General features: G+C 63.0%; 2 protein-coding genes. Both read left to right on the top strand.

Translation table 11 applies throughout. The features are described from left to right. The first annotated feature begins 338 nt into the window (after positions 1 to 338). Positions 339 to 1,223 carry an EamA family transporter gene (locus tag EN750_RS33035; protein WP_164761879.1) on the top strand — a complete coding sequence of 295 codons (885 nt, stop codon included), beginning with the start codon at positions 339 to 341 and terminating at the stop codon, positions 1,221 to 1,223. A 175-nt stretch (positions 1,224 to 1,398) separates the two neighbouring features. Then, positions 1,399 to 1,704, top strand: a 306-nt coding sequence (locus tag EN750_RS33030) for an EI24 domain-containing protein (protein ID WP_348629640.1), incomplete at its 3' end; no start/stop codon positions are given.

Genomic DNA, 1,704 nt, shown 5'->3' with positions numbered 1-1,704 from the left:
GTTGGTCTCGAGGAATTCCTCGTCGCACTGGGCGATGATGTCGACAATGGCATTGCCGATGCAAAGCACGTCATAATCCGGCATCAAAATCTCCGCCAAAACCCGAGCCGGCTTCTTGCCACGCCGGTCCGGCGCGGGTCTAGCGATTTGAAACCGGTTTGCCTAGGGCGTGACACGCAACTTTGGCGGAACAGGCAAAAGGCGCATCAGCCGCGAGGCGCTATGACAATTCGACCGTGGCCGAAGCATTTCATCGCCGGACCGCCTACAAGCATGGCTCACCCGATCCCGTTTGAAGGCGAGCCATGCCGACAAAGAACGAGCCTGCAAAGAACGACATGACCACCGACCTTGCGCTGCTCGTCGTGCTGGCGGTGCTCTGGGGCGCCTCCTACACCTTCATCAAGATCGGCGTCGAAACCATCCCGCCGGTCACCTTCATTGCCGCCCGCACCCTGATTGCCGGTGGTATCTTGTTTGCCATCCTCCGCTGGCGCGGGCTCGCCATGCCGGGCGATGCGGCAAGCTGGCGCCGCTTCGCCTTCCAGGCCTGCCTCAACAGCGTCATCCCGTTCACCCTGATCGCCGCGGCGGAACGTTCGGTCGATGCCGGCCTCGCCACCATCCTGAACGCGACCTCGCCGATCTTCACCTTCCTCTTGACAGCGCTCATCACCCGCCACGAGCCGGTCACGGTGCGGAAGCTGATTGGCGTCGGCGCCGGCATTGCCGGCATCTGTCTCATCATAGGCACGCAGGCACTGGGTGGTCTCGGTCACGAGTTGTGGGCGCAGTTGGCCATCGTAGCGGCAACAATCTGCTATGCCGGGGCCGCCATTTTCGGCCGCGGCTTCAAGGGTCTCGATCCGATGCTGCCTGCCGCCGGTTCGATGCTGTGCGGCGCCGTCATCCTCGTGCCCCTCAGTCTGGTGTTCGACCAGCCGTGGACGCTGGCGCCTTCGGCCGCATCGATTCTGGCCCTGCTCGGCCTGTCGGTGTTTTCCACCGCATTGGCCTTCGTCATCTATTTCCGCCTCATCCACACGTTGGGTTCGGTCGGCACCACCTCGCAGGCCTATCTGCGGGTGCCGATCGGCGTCGGCATCGGCGCCCTTTTCCTCGGCGAAAGCCTAGGCTCGACGGCATGGCTGGGCATGGGGTTTGTCGTGGCTGGGGTCGCCGCCATGACCATTCCGGTTCGAAAGCCAGCATTTGCGCGGTAGAGCAATTCCAGGACAAGTGTGAAGCGGTTTTTCCGGGAAAAGCGCATAGCGCTCTCCCCTTGGGGACTGCGTTAAAGCAAAAGAACCGGCCTGCTTGCGCTCATGCCGTGCTCTGCTTATCTCGGAAGTATCCGCCTTTTCGACGGTGTCTGGTGTGACCTGGGGGTAAAGCACGGTGATTTTCGACGCTGCCCGCACTGCGGCCCTCGAGCTGCTCTCGCCTCCCTTTCGGGCCGTGTTCCTCAAGACATTGGGTCTGACGCTGCTGGCGCTTGTCGCCTTGTGGTTCGGCCTGACCAGCCTCGTCGAGTGGCTCGCCCTGCCGTGGCTGCAGACGCTGTTGCCCGGCATACCGTCCTGGGCCGGCTGGCTGGGTGGCATCATCGCCGCGATAGCGCTTGCCTTCGGCATGGCATTGCTCATCGCGCCGGTGACGGCTGTTGTCGCCGGCCTGTTCCTCGACGATATCGCCGAAGTGGTC

This window comes from Mesorhizobium sp. M7A.F.Ca.ET.027.03.2.1 (genome assembly GCF_003999175.1).
Taxonomy (GTDB): Bacteria; Pseudomonadota; Alphaproteobacteria; order Rhizobiales; family Rhizobiaceae; genus Mesorhizobium.
Note: the sequence above shows the minus strand (reverse complement) of the source record. Positions and strands in the feature narration are given on the sequence as shown.